Below are 15645 nucleotides of genomic sequence, written 5' to 3'. Positions count from 1 at the left end.
CGACGGCAACGACGGCAACGCGTTCAACCAGGTTCAGACGGCGTGGTCAGGCTCGCCGTTTGCGCTGGCCACCCCGTTGTCTCCGCCGAGGGACGACGGGGCGGCCACGGCGCGCAGAGTGATCGACTCATCGTTGTGGTCGACCTCGAACAACGTCCCGGCCGGGAAGGCCGCCGACGTCTCGGGCGGCAACTGGATCGTCCCGTCACCGGCCACCACGGCGAAGTCCCGGCCGTTACGCCCCTCGGCGCCGACCCGGCCGTCGCGGATGGTGACCGCTCGGCCGAGCTGGGCGCCCACCTCGCCGTCGTGGGTCACCACGACCACTGTGGTGCCCCGCTCCGCGTTGACGGTGGCCAGCGCCGCGAGCACCTCGTCGCGACCGGCCACGTCGAGCTGACTGGTCGGCTCGTCGACCAGGAGCAGGCCGGGCCCGGCGGCGAGCCCCTGCGCCAGAGCGGCCCGCTGGCGCTGCCCCGGGGTCAGGTCGCCCACCCGCCGCGCGCCGGCACCGGCGAGACCGACCAGGTCCAGGATCGCCTCCGGTGGGTCGAGCCGGCGTCCGGCGAGGCGCGCCGCCGGTCGCTGTGCCAACCAGATGTTGCGCGACAGCGACAGGTACGGCAGCAGGTTGCGTTCGGCGCCCTGGAGCACGGTGCCGACCGTGGCTCCGCGCAGGGCGGCCAGACCCTTGGAGGAGAGTCGGGACAGCTCGTGGTCGCCCACGTAGACCCGCCCGGCGGAGGGTTGCATGAGCCCACCGAGGATGGCCACCAACGTGGACTTGCCGGAGCCGGACGGACCCACCAGCGCCAGCATCTCGCCGGCTGCGATGTTGAGGTCCACGCCGGAGAGCGCGACGACGTCACCTGTGGCGGTGGGGTAGATGTGGATCAGCCGGTGGCAGGTGACGGCGACACCCCCGGCCGGCTGTGCGGCGGTCACCGGCTCGTCCTGCCGCGCGGCGGTCATCGACCGCTCCGGCGGCGCACCGAGGCGGCGACGATCCGACCGAGCACGACCGCCGTGAGGGCGAACAGGATGACGGCCGGCACCGCGAACAACAGCAGCCGGCCGACGTCCGGCCAGTCGGGTAACGGGACCGGTGAGCGGCCGTCACTGAACAGACGCTGCCCGCGCCGGGTGAGGAGCCAGATCACCAGGGTGACGAGAGCACCCGACCCCACCGCGAACACGACCGGCCACCCGTAACCGCCACGCACGGCGCGTGGTGGCAACCCCTGCCGGCGGAGCGCCACCAGCATGGCCACCCGGGTGCGCTGCTCGGCGGAGGCCGTCGCCACCAGGCCGGCCGCCCCGATCAGCACCCCGGCCAGCGCGGCGAACACGTTGAAGCGCAGCGCCAACGCCGCTCCCTGCCGATCGAAGTCCTCTCGCACGCGGGTGATCGTCTTCTCACCTCGCACGACCAGACCCTGTGCGCGAAGCCGGTCGAGGACGTCTGCGGGAGCCGACTGCGCCAACCAGACCTCCTCGTTGCCGTTCTGGCTGGCGACGGCGAGTCGGTCCGCGTACTCCAGGTCGACGATGAGGCCGGAGCCACCGAGTCGCGGCAGGCGGTCGGCCAGGCCTCGAACCGACCCGTTGGTCGGTGTCCCGTCGACACCGTCGTACGGATGAGACCCGCCGAGCCCCGTCCCCTTCGACCGGGTCAGGTAGACGGGCAGCGGGAACGGCGCATCGACGACACCGACGCCGGCCGGCCTTGCCCGCCGGGCTTCGGGGATGTCGAGGACCAGCCCCGCCTTGGTCCCGCTCGCGGCGTTGAGAGACGTGTCGTTCGGATCGAGCAGCCGCCACCGTTGCAGATCGGCGAGCTGCGCGCCGGTCAGTACGACAGTCTCGCTTCCGCCGTCGGCTTCGGCGGTGCGCAGCTCCTCGAAGTGGATCTCGACTTTCCGGACCACCACGGGAGCGTCGATTTCGACCTTGACCAGTCGGCATCCCTGCGCGCACTCGGGCACCTGGAGGAAGTAGTCCTTCTGGCCGGGCTGGATGTCGTCGCGGGGGAGGACCACCCGGGTGCCGTTCCTCCCGGAGATCGTGATCGCGAGGCGGACCCGATTCCCGGCGAAGACCTCGGCGTCGAAGTCTGCGGAGAGAGCCATGATGAGCTGTCGCCCTCGCAGCTGCACGGGTGCCCCCGGTGCGGGCGGGTGGATGTCTCGGGCGATGTCCGCAAGGGACACGCCGTAGGACGGATGCGGCGCGGCCACCGTCGCCAGCCGGTCGGAGTCCACGGCCAGCAGCGGTGTGCCGGCCGCGTCGGGCGAACCCGACACCACGGCGGCCATGGCGAATCTCCCCTCGGGATCGACCGCCCGCACGGCTGTCAACAGGTGTGCACGGGAGGTCGCGTCGACCTCGACGACGCGGGGCGCACCGACCTCGACGACCGCCCGGTCGCGGTAGGCGGCCGAGGCGACCTCACTTGTCGCGACGGTGAAGGCGAGCATTGCGACGACAACGGTGAGCAGGGCGATCAGGGGTCGGAACCGCGGTTGCCGGGCCACCTGCACCAGGGCGAGGCCGACCGCCGTCCGGCCGCGCAGGAGCAGCTGCGCACCCACCGCGGCGCCGGCGATCATCGCGACCCGCGCCAGCAGCACACCTGCGGCGAGCGCTCCGGCGACCGGTGCCACCAGCGCGAGGCCGCTGGGCGATCCGCCGGAGCGTAACTGCACCACGGCGGCCACAGCGATGGACACCGCGACGACGTCACCGATGGTCGCCTTCCATCCTCGTACCCGTGCCGGCACCCGGCGCAGCAGGTCGACGACCGGCGCGGACATCATCCGAGCCTGGGCCAGCAGCACTGCGGCGAGTGCGCCGACGGCGCCGATGGTGGCGAATCCGATCGTGGTCGCGTCCACCACGACGTCGACGTGGGTCGGGAGGGTGTGCGCGGCGAGCAGTTGGGCAGCGGCCAGACCGGCCAGGCAGCCGAGGGGAATCGCGACCAGCACGGGCACGGTGTGCTCGCCGATCGCCAGCGCCCACAGTCGTCGGCGCTGCACCCCGCGGAGCAGGAGCAGGCCCTGCTCCGGTCGCCGCTGGTCGGCCGCCGAGCCGACCGCGACGAAGAGGACCAGCCAGCAGAGCAGGACGAGCAGCCCCGCGCCCAGCGCCACACCGTCGGCCAGTTGCCCGCGTTGCAGCGTGACGCGGTCCAACAGACTGGGCAGGGAAGTGCCGGCCCCGAGGCCCTCACGGCTCCCGTCGCGCTCCAGCACCGCGACCGCCGCCTGCAGGTCCTCTATCGATCGACTGTCCAGCAACTGCTCGGTGGCGTAGAGATCGGCCGTCGACCGAAAAAGGATCACCTGCTCGTCGACGAGGGGCGAGGACTCGGCACTGAAGATGGCGTCTTCGGCGCTGCCCGGGATCGACGTGCTGGTCGAGTCCGCCGGGGGTGGCCGGATGAACTCCTCGCCAAGCCAGAACGGGTCCTTCACGTCCAGCGGCTGGTAGATGCCGGCGACCCGCACCGGCACCGCGCCGAACGTGAACTGATCCCCGACGGCGACACCGAGCCGCGCCGCGGTGTGCGTGCTGACCATGACCTCGGGGAGCTCACCCCTGGAGATGGCCCGGGGGCAGGCGCCGGTCACGGTGACACGTTCGCAGACCCCCGCCCGATAGGTCAGGTTCGAGGTCACCGTGCCGGCACGACCGGCGGCGACACCGCCACTCTGGGCGCCCAGGACGACGTCGAAACCGGCCGGCGTCAACTGCCGGACCTTGCCGGCGAACACCGTCCTGGTGGGATCGCCGGCCATCCCCGGATATTCCACGGGATCGGCGAGTCGCGTCCGAAGCTCATTCGGCTGCGCGGTGGACAGTTCGTAGCGCCACAGGGCCTGCCCGGCCGCTGCGACATAGCTCGGTGCGGCCGCTGCGGCGGCGCTGGCGAGCACCGCGAGTAGCAGCACGGCCATGGCCTGTGCACGGCGGGCCGCGATCGCGCCCCAGATGACGGTCAGCATCAACGCCGACGGTATTGGCTCGGTCGCCGGCCCGCTGCCCCGTGCGGGTGGACTGAGACCTGCCGGTTATTCGGGGCCTCAGTCGCGCAGGATCTCCGCCCGGCCCTCGACGAGGTGCAGCTCCGCTTCGCAGGCGGCGGCCACCTCCGGGTCGTGGGTGGCGAACACGACGGCGGCACCCCGGCGTGCCTCGTCGTGCAGCAGATCCAGAACCCGCTGCCGATTGCCCGCGTCCAGTTCGCTGGTCACCTCGTCGGCCAGCAGCAGGCCGCCGCGCAGCGCGAGACCGCGAGCGATGGCCGTGCGCTGCTGCTGGCCGCCGGACAGTTCCTCGACCAACTGGTCGGCCTGGCCGGCGAGACCCAGCCGATCCAACATCGCTGCGGTCTGCTGGCGGGCCTCCGGCGCTGCCACGCCGCCGGCGACCAGTGCCACCTGGAGGTTTTCGGCCGCGGTGAGGATCGGGGCCAGACCGTTGTCCTGCGGGACGAGGACGATCCGCTGCGCAACCGCGTGATCACGGTCGCGTAGCGCCTGCCCGTCGACAGTCACTGTGCCGTCTCGTGGGCGCAGCAGCCCGGCCATCGCGTTGAGCAGGGTGGTCTTGCCGGCACCCGACGAACCGGTCAACGCCAGCACCCGACCCGGACGGACCGTCACCGACACGTCCCGGAGGACGGCCGGCGCGTCGCCGTAGCCGACCGACACCCGTTGAAGAGTCAACATCTGCGCTCGCCCCCTCCGGTACCGGCGTTCCGCACAGTGCCACGGCCGACCGGATCGCGCAATCCTCGTCCACGGGCCGTGCAGTGCGCCAAACCGGCCCGCACGGGCGCGAATCCAGGGATGTAGAAAACCTTCGATGGGTGCGTTGACTTCGACGATTTGCTACATAACAATCAGCGTCAATATCGACGGTTGTCTCTCGGTTGTCATCCGGAAGGAGGCACCCGTGGCGGAAACCGACGGCCCGAAAACCCATCCGAGAGTGAGGCCACGATGAGACACGGTCGACGACTGGTCGGCGGCACAGCCGCGGCCCTGTTGATGGTCACGAGCCTGATCGGGGCGGCGCCCAGCGCCGCCGCCGCGGCCGTCACCCCCGCGCTCACCGCAGCGGTGACCGCAAAGCTGCTCGGCTCCTCCCAGCTGTCCACGGCCGACGCGCGACCGGAAACCCGGATCACCGTCAGCCGCACCAGCGGCCGCTGGGCGTTCGGCACCGCTGTCGCTCTCGCGCCCCGACAGGAGGACGCCCACCCGACCGGGTCGATCTTCCTCGCCCGGTCCGAGTCCGCCGGGTGGCGGATCGCCTTCGACGGCGAGGCCGCCTTCGGCGAACTGGCCGCCGAGTCGCCCCTCATGACGGGTCAGGAGAGGAGCGTGCTTACCACCACGCCGGCCCCGATGTACGCGGGCGGCGACTACCGGACCGGGATGGCCCTGCCGTTCGGCGTCGGCCAGACGTGGACGCTCACCAGCGGCCCGCACGGCTGGGGCGGAAGCGAGTCGCCGTACAGCTCGGTCGACCTGGCCGGCGGCGACCAGGTGGTCCGCGCGGCCCGGGCCGGAACGGCGTACACGATGTGTCAGGGGTGGATCCGGGTCATCCACGACCGGGGCTACTCGACCGACTACTACCACCTGTGGAACAGCATCTCCGTCAACGGCGCAGGTGTCGGCCAGGGCGCGGTCCTCGGTAACACCGGCACCGACGTGACCTGCGGCGGCGCGGCCTACGGCCGCCACGTCCACTTCGGGCTCCGGCAGAACAGCGCGTACGTGCCGATCGCCGGCCACGACATCGGCAAGTGGGTGCTGGCCAACGGCGCCGCCGCCTACCAGGGCGGGGCGCGGCACGGGTCGGCCTGGGCCGGTGCCGGCGCGGGCCTCTACAACTACGGCGCGCTCGGCTTCAACCAGGGGGTGGTCGACGCGAACGGCGGCGGGGTGCTCACCCGACGTGCCGGGCCGGGAACCGGCTACGGCTCGCTCGGCTCGGTCGCCGACGGCGCCACCGTCACCATCTCCTGCTCCGCCAACGGCACCTCCCACACCGGGCGGTACGGCACCACGGCGCTCTGGAACCGGTTGAGCGACGGCAGTTGGGTTTCCGACGCCTACCTGTCGACCGGTGTGAACGGTCCGATCAACGGCTGGTGCTGACGAGTTCGACCACCGAGGTTGGCGGCTGACCGGCCGCCAACCTCAGTCACCGCAAGGAGAGCTGATGCCCGTTCGAAGCTTCCACCGAGGCCGGTTCCTGCTCGCCCTGACCACCGCCCTGACCGGAGTCGTCGCGGTCGCGTCACCGGCCGTCGCGGATCCCGCTGGCACGCCAGTGACGGCCGCCCCGCTGGCCGTCGCGTTCGACACCGCCGCCGCGCGGTACGACGTTCCGCGCGACCTCCTGGTGGCGCTGGGCTACGCCGAGTCGCGGCTGGAGATGCACGCCAGCACACCGAGCGCGGCGGGCGGCCACGGGCTGATGCACCTGGCGAGCAACCCCGGGGTGCGCACCCTGGACGAGGCTGCCACGCTCACCCGGCTCAGCCCGGCCGCGCTGCGTACCGAACCCACAGCGAACGTGCTCGGGGCGGCTGCCGTCCTGCGCTCGTACGCCGATCAGGCGGGCCTCACCGCCGCCGCGCGCGACGACGTGAACGGTTGGTTCGGACCGGTCGCCCGGTACGGCGGTGCCAGCGAGCCGTCGGTCGCGCGGCTCTACGCGGACACCGTCTACGACCTGCTGCGTGCCGGTTTCACCGGGCGCGGCGAGGCGGTGGCCGGGCGGCCGGTAGCGCCCCGGCGAGGTGGCCTGGAGCGGGCCGCCGTGCTCGGCGGGATCGGCACCCTCAGCACCGACTACGGGCCCGCCGCGTGGGCGCCGGCCAGCACGAGCAACTACACAGTGGCCAGTCGACCCGGCAGCCACCCGGTCACCCGCATCGTCATCCACATGACGCAGGGCTCGTACGCCGGCGCTGTCAGCTGGTTCCAGAACCCGGCCGCCCAGGCCAGCGCGCACTACACCTTCCGCTCCTCCGACGGGGCCGTCACCCAGTCGGTGCGGGAGAAGGACATCGCCTGGCACGCCGGCAACTGGACCTACAACACCGAGTCGATCGGCATCGAGCACGAGGGGTTCGTCGACAACCCCGCCTGGTTCACCGACGCGATGTACCGCGCATCGGCCGCGCTTACCCGGAGCCTCACCACGAAGTACGGCATACCCAGGGACCGGGCGCACATCATCGCCCACCGTGAGGTGCCCGGTGCCACCCACACCGACCCGGGCCCGAACTGGAACTGGACCTACTACATGCAGTTGGTGAACGGGGTCACCGGCATCGGCTCCGGCACGGTGAACACCGAGGCGTCCAGCCTCAACGTGCGCTCCGGCCCCGGTGCCAGCTATCCGGTCGTCGGCTCGGTCGCCGACGGCGCCACCGTCTCCGTCTACTGCCAGGCCGTCGGCAGCACGGTCACCGGCCCGTACGGCACGACCGCCGTCTGGAACCGGATCGGCACCAACCGCTACGTCTCCGACGCCTTCGTGCTGACCGGCTACGACGGGTACATCCCGAACGTGCCGCGCTGCTGAGGGCACACCTACGACCGTGACCGCTCAGGCGGTCGCCGACGAGCCGAAGAGCAGGTCCAGCTGGGCGTCCAGCGCGTCCAGCGCCTGCTCGGCGGTGTACTGCCCGCCCAGCAGGTAGAGGCCCAGCCCTTCCATCAGCGCGAGCAGGCCGGCCGCCTCGGCGGCGTCTCCGGTGGGCAGGACGCTGGCGATGAAACTGGTCAGCTGCATGGTGTCGGCGCGCAGGCCGGTCGCGGACGCCGGTCGTACCGCTGTGTAGGCGAGGAAGGCCAGGGCCACCCGCCCGTCGTCACGGGTCCGGTCGTCGAGCGGCAACAGCGCGGCGATCATCGTGCGCAGCAGCAGCCGGGGGGCGGGGTTCTCGCCCAGGCGCGCCAGGGCCTCGGTGACCCGGATCTGGCCGCGTTCGCGGACCACCGCCATCGCGAACGCCATCATCTCGTCCTTGGTCCGGAAGTAGTGCTGGACCATGCCGGCGGACACGCCGGCCTCGGCAGCAACGTGACGGAGGCTGACGGCCTCCAGGCCCTGATCCGCGGCGACCCGCATCAGCGCGTCCGCGATGAGGGTGCGTCGCTCCTGGTGATCGACCTTCTTGGGCATGGCCTCGATCGTTTCACAGTGGGTGACCCGGACACCCCGCCGGCGCGGCGGCGGTCACCGGCTGACGGTGGTGCTCGCGGGGGCGCCGCGCGCGCTGCGCAGGAGGCCGTCCGGGTCGTCGGCGTACAGCCGCAGCTCGTCCACGGGCGTGGACCCGGTCTTCGCCAGGTCGAAGGTCAACGGCCGGCGCAGCAGGACGTCGATGCTCGTCTGGCTGCCGACGGAGACGGACACCACCCGACGGTCGCCTTCCTGCTCGACCTGCACCGACCTGCTCGACGGCAGCGAGCGGTGACGCTTGCGCAGGGCCTCGACGTCGGTCCACGGGATGAAGATGTCGATGCCCGAGCTGAGGCGCACCCGCAGACCCCGGTCGCCCACGATGTGCGGGTGGATCGTCATGCTGGCGAACAGCCCGATCATCCAGAGCAGACCCCAGGTGCCGAGGCCGAGCACGATCCAACGGGCGGGCCGCCACGGCACCACGTGGGTGACGACGACATCGAAGATGGGGATCTCCACCACCGACAGGCCGATGAAGATGCCCAGGATCGGCTTGACCACGCCGAGGTAGCCGAACGGCTCGTCGCCGGGCTCCAGCGGCAGGGGGCGGCGCCGGGCCCAGACGTACAGGCTGCGCCAGGTCGCGGCCTCGGCCTGGGCCGCCCGGCGCAGCAGCGGGCCCACCCGCGCCCTGGTCGGTGCCGTCGTGTCGGTCATGGTCGTCCTTCTCGGTAGGGGGCCAACGGTCAGTGGACCGTGATGGTGCCGGCGCCACCGTCCACGGTGACGAGCTGTCCCGTGGAGATCGTCCGGGTGGCGTCCGGTACGCAGATGACGGCGGGAATGCCGTACTCGCGGGCCACCGTCGGTCCGTGCGCCATGATCGCGCCGGTCTCGGTGACCAGCGCAGCGGCCGTGAGGAACAGCGGGGTCCAGCCGGGGTCCGTGGTCGTTGCCACCAGGACTTCGCCGGGCTCGATGTGGGCGGTGCCCGGATCGTGGACGACCCGGGCGGGGCCGGTCACCCGGCCCGCCGACGCGCCCACGCCGGCGAGCGTCCCGTCGCCGGCGGGCCGCGCCGGCAGCAGGGTCTCCACGTCCGTGCCGTCGGAGAGCAGCGCCACCGGCACCGTCCTGCGACGCAGCTCCCGGCGGTGCACCGCCCGTCGGGCGGTCACGGTCCCGCGCGGATCCACACCCTGGTGTACGGCGGCGTGCACCTCGTCGAGGGTCAGGAACATGATGTCGTCGGGCTGGTCCAGCAACCCCGAGCCGTGCAGGTCGGCGCCGATGAGCAGCAGTTGGCGGCGCGTCTCGCGCAGTGGGTACAGCCCGGCGAACTTGCCGGCCTCGCGCAGGCCGGCCAACGACCGCGCCCGGCGCAGAAGGAAGCCGGCGATGCGGCCCCGCACCGGGCGCCGACGGCGGGCTCGCGCGACCAGTGCCGTCAGCGACGCCTCCGCTGCGGTGGCGGCCCGCTGGAAGCGCTGGTCGGGGCCCTGCCGCGGATCGGTAACCCGCAGGTAGTTGGCGACCGCGGCGAACACCGGCGTGGGGTCCTCCGCCCAGCGCGGCACGCCGAGGTCGACTTCGGCGACGCCCCGGTGACCGTAGACGTCGAGGAAGGTGGTCATGCCGATGTCGGGCAGTGTTCCGCGCAGGTGGCGCGCGGTCAGCTCGGCCGGCGGGGTGTCGAGGAGGAGCTGACGGTGGTTGCCCGCGCCCTGGGCGAGCCGCCACAGGGCCAGGTCCATCTCGATGGTGACGTTGTGCGGCATGCCGCCCAGCACGGTGTGGATCTCGTCCGGGCCGGCGACGCCCTTGAGCAGCGCGGTCGGCAGCGCGGCGGCGAGCATCCCCGCCACGATCGGCCACATGATCGCGTCGGCACTGTCGTCGGAGTCCTGCGCCTGCACGAAGCGCAGCCGGTCGGCGGCGGTCCGCAGGTCGGCGGGGGCGGCCGACCGTACCCTCATCTGCTCGATCGCCTCGAACATGCGCGTCCGTGCTGCCTCCGGGCGGGCCAGAGCCCGCAGGATCCCCACCACCGCGCGGCCGGCCGTCCGCAGCGACGCGGCACCCTGTGCCCCACCGCGCCGGGCCCCGCCGCTGGTTGGGGCGAACCGGGGGTCCGCCAGCACGTGCTGCATCACCGCCTGGGCGCGCGGCCCGAAGTCGACCGCCAGGAGCTTCACCAGTCGCTTGCGGGACGACCTGTCTCGCGCCAGGTCGCTCAGGTCGCCGTAGAGCCGGCCACCGATGTCGACGATGTCGACCCGCACGCCGAGCGCGGCGAGCATCGCGGCGATCTGCGTCCGCAGTGTCGACATGCCCATCGGGGTGACCGGTTGCAGCATGCCCTGGACGTGACCGAACTCCAGGTAGACCCGGGGGAGGGGCTCCCCGGTCCGTGGTGGGAGGGGGAACAGGCTGGTGATCGGCCGGGACTGCAGGAGCCACAGGACGTCGTCGGCGTCGATCGCCCACTCCACGTCCTGGGGGGAGCCGAAGTGGGCCTGCAACCGCTCGCCAGTGGCCCGCAGCTCGGCCAGGTGGGCGGACGTCAGGCATCCCGTGTCGTCGTCTCGTGGGACGCCGTCGAGGACGTAGTGGTCGACGGTCGCCGCGCCGTCCACCACCGTCGTCCCGAGGCCGGCAGCGGCGTCGACCGCCATCTCGTCGCGACGCCCGGTCAGCGGGTTCGCGGTGAACAGCACCCCCGCCACCGTGGGGGTGATCATGCGTTGCACGACGACGGCCATCCGCACCGTCTGATGAACGATCTGGCGGGCGTCGCGATAGGCGGTCGCCCGGTCGCTGTGCAGCGAATCCCAGCAGGTCTCGATGGCGGCGATCAGCTCGGCGGTGCCCGTGACGTTGAGGACGGTGTCCTGCTGCCCGGCGAAGCTGGCGTCGGGCAGGTCCTCCGCGGTGGCGCTGGAGCGCACCGCCACCGGCCCCGCCCCGAGCCGCTCGTAGGCGGCGACGACCTCGGCCGTCGGGATGACGCCGAGTCGGTGGGCCTCGGTGGTGACGCAGAAGCCCTCGGGGACCCGTTCACCGCGCCGGATCAGCTCGCCCAACCCGGCGGCCTTGCCCCCGACCAGGTCGAGCATCTGGGTGGTCGCCTCGGACAACGCGATCACGTGCATGGGGCCCACTCTCGTTGCAATACGACTGCATTGCATCTGACCGTACCCCGTTCACGATGCGACTGCAATGTCTCCTTCGTTCGGGCGGCCGGGAGCGGAAGCGTTGCCGGCGTCTGCCATGCTCGGGCCGGTGACGACCGGCCGCCCCGACACAGCCCGCACCCACCGCCGCCCTCGAAACCGCACTCTCCGGGTTCTCCTTGCGCTCGTCGCGGTGGCGGCCGTTCTCGGCGTCGCGCTGGTCGTGGTGCCGATGCTGCGACCGGCGGGTCCGCGCCCGCTCTTCCAGATGCCGGTCAGCTGCGGCGAGACGTGGCAACTGGGCACCTACCCCGGCCACGACGACTACGACGTCGACCTGTTCCCCACCGAGGGCGAGGCGTGGGGGCGGCCGGTGCTCGCGTCGTACGCCGGCACGGTCACGGTGGCGGGCATAAACGGGTCGCTCGGTGGGCGCACCCCGGACAACCCCGACGGCCCACGGGGACGGGGTGGCGGTTACTGGGTGAAGATCGACCACGGCGGCAAGTGGGAGACGCAGTACCTGCACATGCTCGAACCACCGCTGGTCGAGGTCGGTCAGAAGGTCGCCCAGGGTGAGCAGATCGGGCGGCTCGGCAGCACCGGCAACTCCGGCGCGCCGCACCTGCACTATGAGCAGCGACGCGGCTGGGACAAGGTGGAGACCCACTTCGACGGGGTGCCGTCGACCGTCACCACCGACGACCGCGAATACACGGTCAAGCGGACGAGCAACAACTGCCCTGCGGCCGTCTCCTGAGGACGGCAGTTTGCCCCGGTGTGCCTGGGGGCACTGATTCGGGAGACATTCAGACGCGGGAAGGGAGCCGGCCATGGCCAAGGGTGACGTCGATACCTACCAAGAGGACGGGCAGTGGAAGAACAAGCCGGAGGGCAACGAGCGGGCCAGCAGCACGCATGACGTGAAGGCCGACGCGCAGGCGCAGGGCCGCGAGATGGCCGCCGACCGTGGCGTCGAACACGTGATCAAGAAGCAGGACGGCACGATCGGGGAGAAGAACACCTACCCCCGCAGTCGTGACCCCCGTGACATCGAGGGCTGACACAGCTCGCTTTTCGTCCACTGACCTCCTCGGCATCGCCGGGGAGGTCAGTTGGCTTTCACGGCCTATTGGTCGCCGCTGGGCCGTCCGGCCATCTCCGTCGTACGGGAAATATGGGCGTTTTGGGAGGATATAGTCCAGAACGGGACTGGAGTGAAAGCTGGGAGTGGGCATGTCGTTTTGGGGCCGGCGTCGTCCGACCAGCACCGCGGCGCTGGTCGTCGTCGTGATCGCGGGGGTCCTCGCGTTCGCGCCGCAACCGGCGCGGGCGGCCGGGTCCGTCCTGTTCGACCAGCCGTTTCACAACAACACAGCGAACGGCCTCGGCGCTGTGGCGGTGCCAGGCGTGCCCGGAGCCTCCGCGACCAACGCCGCCTGTCTCAGCGCCTCCGGCAACTCGACCATCGGCCCGCTGCTGAGCTGCCCGACGGCAACCGATCCGCAGGGTTCGGGAAAGCTGCGCCTCACCCCGGCCGTCGCGAACCGGCAGGGCGGCGTGTTCGGTGCGGTGAGTGTGCCCACCTCCCAAGGACTGCATGTCACCTTCAACACCTATCAGTACGGCGGCATCAGCACCGGAGCGGACGGCGTGGCGTTTGCGCTGGCCGCGGTCGACCCCGCCAACCCGCGGTCCCCGGCGGTGATCGGCCAGTCCGGCGGATCGCTGGGCTACTCGGCGGCGTTCAACGGTGGCTCGGTGGGTCTGTCCAACGGCTACCTGGGGATCGGGCTGGACGTCTTCGGCAACTTCAGCAACAGCCTCTACCAGGGCACCGGTTGTATCAACCCGCCCTACATCTCGACCACGAACACGCGGGTCCCCGGCCAGGTGGTGATCCGCGGGCCGGGCCGCAACGGGGTCGGCTACTGCGCGATCAACAGCACCGCCACCAGTACGTCGTCAGCCGCGCTGCCGTTGCGGGCTACCACCCGCGCCGCCTCGGTGGTGCCGGTCGAGGTGGTCGCCAACACCACCTCGTCCCCGTTCACCACCGACACCGGCATCACCGTTCCGGCGGGGGAGTACCGCGTCCGGTTCACTCCGGTGGGCGGGTCGGCGCGGACCTTGGCCGGCAGCCTCCCGGTTGTGTCACCGAGTCTGTACCCGTCGCCGACCTGGCTGAACGCCAGCGGCTACCCCCGGCAACTGGCCTTCGGATGGGTCGCCTCGACCGGCTCGGTCACCGACTTCCACGAGATCGACAACGTTCGAGCGGTGAGCTTCAACCCGGTGCCGGACCTGAACGTGTCGCAGACCAGCTCGGTCGGGGCCACCCCTCAGCCCGGTGATCCCGTCACCTACTCGATCACCGCAGGGGTCGACGCCGGGACCACCGAGACGTCGCCGATCTCTGTCACCCAGACCGCACCCACCGGTGTCGTGCCGCGCGGCGCGTTCGGCTCCGGCTGGGTCTGCGGCGCCCCGTCCGGGCAGAACATCACCTGCACGAACAGCAACGGCCCCTTCGCCGGCGGAACCTCACTGCCGCCGATCACGGTCGTGGCGACCGTCACCGGCACCGGGGTGACGCCGACGCTGATCCAGACCACGACGGTGGCGACCTCGTCCTCGATCGACGCGAACCCCGGTTACTCCACCGTCGCCACGCCCGTGGTGCCGGCTACCGCACCCGGTGGCGTCACCGTCACCCCGGACCAGAGCTCGGTCTCCGGGGGAATCGCGGTCACCGTGGGCGGCAGCAACCTCACCGGAGCGACAGCGATCACCATCGGTACGGCCGCCGAACAGCAGGCCGGCACGTCGGTGCTGCTGTTGCCGTGCACCTCCGGCCCGGCCGCCGGCTGCTTCACCGTGAACCCGGGCGGCACCCTCGGCATCTCCTCCATGCCCGCCCGGTCCAGCCCGGCGACGGTCACGGTCAGCGTCGTCACCCGAGGCTCGGCAGGATCGGCGAGTTACGTCTACGCGTCCGCGCCGGGCACCCCGACCACACCGACCGCCGCAGCGGGCGTCACCAGCGCCACAGTGAACTGGACCGCGCCGCCGGACAACGGCAGCCCGATCACCGGCTACCTGATCACCCCGATCCGCGACGGGGTCGTCCAACCGACCCTCTCCTTCGACGCCTCCACCACCAGCCGCACGTTGACGGGACTGACCGCTGGCGCCTCGTACGCCTTCCGGGTGGCGGCGGTGAACGCGTACGGCACCAGCACGGCCAGCCCGCCCTCGGCGGCCGTGGTCCCGTACACCCTGCCGGGAGCACCGACGATCACCTCGGCCACGGCGGGGACCAACGCCGCCACGCTGACCTGGACCGCCCCGGCCAACGGGGGCTCGCCGATCACCGGCTACACAGTGACGCCCTACCTCGGCGACGTGGCGCAGACACCCCAGGCCTTCACCGGTACCGCCACGACCCGGATCGTCACCGGGCTGACCGCTGGCGCCACGTACACCTTCCGGGTGGCCGCGACCAACGCCGCCGGGACCGGTCCGCAGTCGACCGCCTCAGGGTCGGTCACGGTCAACGCGGCACCGACGTTGACCTTTGCCCCGCCGCCGGCCGGCAGGGCGTACGACCCGTACCAGTACCAGCTGACGGTGACCGGCGGGACGGGTCCCTTCGCCTGGGCGGTGAGCGCCGGGAGCCTGCCCGCCGGGCTGACCCTCGACCCGGTCACCGGTCTGCTCGCCGGTACGCCCACCGTGTCCGGAACATTTCCGTTCACCGTCCGGGTGACCGACTCGTTCGACCAGTCGGCGACCCGAGGAGTCGAACTGGTCATCAGCCCGCTCGGTGGGCTCTCCATCAGCGTCCCGGCGATCTCCCCGCTCGGCACCGCCAGCGCGGGCACGACCGGCGTCTCGGGCCAACTCGGCCCGGTGACAGTGACCGACGATCGCGGGCCGTTCTCCGGAAACTGGGTCAGCGTCGTCTCCAGCACGAGCTTCACCACGGGCTCCGGCTCGGCCGGCGAGACGATCCCGAACAGCAGCATCACGTACGCCTCCGGTGCCGCCCTGACCACCACCGGCGTCGGCACCTTCGTCCCGCAGGCCGGCGCGGTGCTGGACACCACGCGTACGGCCGCCAGGTGGTCCGGCCAGACCGGCGGCCCGAACTCCGTCACCTGGAACCCGACCCTCTGGGTGACGCTCCCGCCGGGGGTGGTGGTCGGCGACTACGCGGCGGCCGTGACGCACTCGGTCATCTAGGGTCCGCGGC

General features: G+C 71.8%; 11 protein-coding genes. 5 read left to right on the top strand and 6 right to left on the bottom strand.

What is annotated here, in order from left to right; all coding sequences use genetic code 11:
- Nucleotides 1-33: 33 nt before the first annotated feature.
- The 3 genes from KBX34_RS12100 to KBX34_RS12090 all read right to left on the bottom strand — a co-directional run bounded on the left by KBX34_RS12100 (nucleotide 34) and on the right by KBX34_RS12090 (nucleotide 4733).
- A complete protein-coding gene (locus tag KBX34_RS12100) occupies nucleotides 34-972 on the bottom strand; it encodes an ABC transporter ATP-binding protein (RefSeq protein ID WP_210925010.1) in 939 nt (312 codons plus the stop codon).
- Nucleotides 969-4007 carry an FtsX-like permease family protein gene (locus tag KBX34_RS12095; protein WP_210925006.1) on the bottom strand — a complete coding sequence of 1013 codons (3039 nt, stop codon included), beginning with the start codon at nucleotides 4005-4007 and terminating at the stop codon, nucleotides 969-971. The genes KBX34_RS12100 and KBX34_RS12095 overlap by 4 nt, the downstream gene beginning before the upstream one ends.
- A gap of 78 nt (nucleotides 4008-4085) precedes the next feature.
- Complete coding sequence (locus KBX34_RS12090; protein WP_210925005.1) at nucleotides 4086-4733, bottom strand: ABC transporter ATP-binding protein; 648 nt, start codon at nucleotides 4731-4733, stop codon at nucleotides 4086-4088.
- Nucleotides 4734-5006: 273 nt separating this feature from the next.
- On the opposite strand from KBX34_RS12090, the gene KBX34_RS12085 reads away from it, so the two are divergent.
- Both KBX34_RS12085 and KBX34_RS33545 read left to right on the top strand, forming a co-directional pair.
- On the top strand, nucleotides 5007-6173 hold the full coding sequence (locus KBX34_RS12085; protein ID WP_231927294.1) for a peptidoglycan DD-metalloendopeptidase family protein: 1167 nt from the start codon (nucleotides 5007-5009) through the stop codon (nucleotides 6171-6173).
- A gap of 64 nt (nucleotides 6174-6237) precedes the next feature.
- Nucleotides 6238-7611 (top strand): N-acetylmuramoyl-L-alanine amidase, encoded by a 1374-nt coding sequence (locus KBX34_RS33545; protein WP_247671722.1) that lies wholly within the window; start codon nucleotides 6238-6240, stop codon nucleotides 7609-7611.
- 24 nt (nucleotides 7612-7635) lie between these two features.
- On the opposite strand, the gene KBX34_RS12075 is transcribed toward KBX34_RS33545, so the two are convergent.
- From KBX34_RS12075 to KBX34_RS12065, 3 genes are read right to left on the bottom strand one after another with little or no spacing between them, the layout of a single operon-like run.
- Entirely contained in the window at nucleotides 7636-8214 is a 579-nt protein-coding gene (locus KBX34_RS12075) for a TetR/AcrR family transcriptional regulator (protein ID WP_210925004.1), read from the bottom strand.
- Between the two features lie 54 nt (nucleotides 8215-8268).
- Nucleotides 8269-8934, bottom strand: coding sequence for a hypothetical protein (locus KBX34_RS12070; RefSeq protein ID WP_210925003.1), 666 nt, complete (start codon nucleotides 8932-8934; stop codon nucleotides 8269-8271).
- Nucleotides 8935-8963: 29 nt separating this feature from the next.
- A complete protein-coding gene (locus tag KBX34_RS12065) occupies nucleotides 8964-11369 on the bottom strand; it encodes a PEP/pyruvate-binding domain-containing protein (protein WP_210925002.1) in 2406 nt (801 codons plus the stop codon).
- A 118-nt stretch (nucleotides 11370-11487) separates the two neighbouring features.
- Here KBX34_RS12065 and KBX34_RS12060 point away from each other — a divergent pair, with 118 nt between their 5' ends.
- The 3 genes from KBX34_RS12060 to KBX34_RS12050 all read left to right on the top strand — a co-directional run bounded on the left by KBX34_RS12060 (nucleotide 11488) and on the right by KBX34_RS12050 (nucleotide 15635).
- Nucleotides 11488-12150, top strand: coding sequence for a M23 family metallopeptidase (locus KBX34_RS12060; RefSeq protein WP_210925032.1), 663 nt, complete (start codon nucleotides 11488-11490; stop codon nucleotides 12148-12150).
- A 73-nt stretch (nucleotides 12151-12223) separates the two neighbouring features.
- Nucleotides 12224-12454, top strand: coding sequence for a DUF2188 domain-containing protein (locus tag KBX34_RS12055; protein WP_088947139.1), 231 nt, complete (start codon nucleotides 12224-12226; stop codon nucleotides 12452-12454).
- A gap of 172 nt (nucleotides 12455-12626) precedes the next feature.
- Nucleotides 12627-15635, top strand: coding sequence for a fibronectin type III domain-containing protein (locus KBX34_RS12050; RefSeq protein ID WP_210925001.1), 3009 nt, complete (start codon nucleotides 12627-12629; stop codon nucleotides 15633-15635).
- Nucleotides 15636-15645 lie beyond the last annotated feature (10 nt).

The sequence above is a fragment of the Micromonospora sp. M61 genome (genome assembly GCF_018070245.1).
GTDB lineage: Bacteria > Actinomycetota > Actinomycetes > Mycobacteriales > Micromonosporaceae > Micromonospora > Micromonospora zamorensis.
The sequence above is the reverse complement of the archived record's forward strand: the minus strand, read 5'-3'. Positions and strand labels throughout refer to the sequence as shown.

Coding starts and splice junctions, on each gene's coding strand:
- KBX34_RS12050 (WP_210925001.1), top strand. CDS start 12,627: ATGTCGTTTTGGGGCCGGCGTCGTCCGACCAGCACCGCGGCGCTGGTC.
- KBX34_RS12090 (WP_210925005.1), bottom strand. CDS start 4,733: ATGTTGACTCTTCAACGGGTGTCGGTCGGCTACGGCGACGCGCCGGCC.
- KBX34_RS12100 (WP_210925010.1), bottom strand. CDS start 972: ATGACCGCCGCGCGGCAGGACGAGCCGGTGACCGCCGCACAGCCGGCC.
- KBX34_RS12065 (WP_210925002.1), bottom strand. CDS start 11,369: ATGCACGTGATCGCGTTGTCCGAGGCGACCACCCAGATGCTCGACCTG.
- KBX34_RS12055 (WP_088947139.1), top strand. CDS start 12,224: ATGGCCAAGGGTGACGTCGATACCTACCAAGAGGACGGGCAGTGGAAG.
- KBX34_RS12060 (WP_210925032.1), top strand. CDS start 11,488: ATGCTCGGGCCGGTGACGACCGGCCGCCCCGACACAGCCCGCACCCAC.
- KBX34_RS12085 (WP_231927294.1), top strand. CDS start 5,007: ATGAGACACGGTCGACGACTGGTCGGCGGCACAGCCGCGGCCCTGTTG.
- KBX34_RS12070 (WP_210925003.1), bottom strand. CDS start 8,934: ATGACCGACACGACGGCACCGACCAGGGCGCGGGTGGGCCCGCTGCTG.
- KBX34_RS12095 (WP_210925006.1), bottom strand. CDS start 4,007: ATGCTGACCGTCATCTGGGGCGCGATCGCGGCCCGCCGTGCACAGGCC.
- KBX34_RS33545 (WP_247671722.1), top strand. CDS start 6,238: ATGCCCGTTCGAAGCTTCCACCGAGGCCGGTTCCTGCTCGCCCTGACC.
- KBX34_RS12075 (WP_210925004.1), bottom strand. CDS start 8,214: ATGCCCAAGAAGGTCGATCACCAGGAGCGACGCACCCTCATCGCGGAC.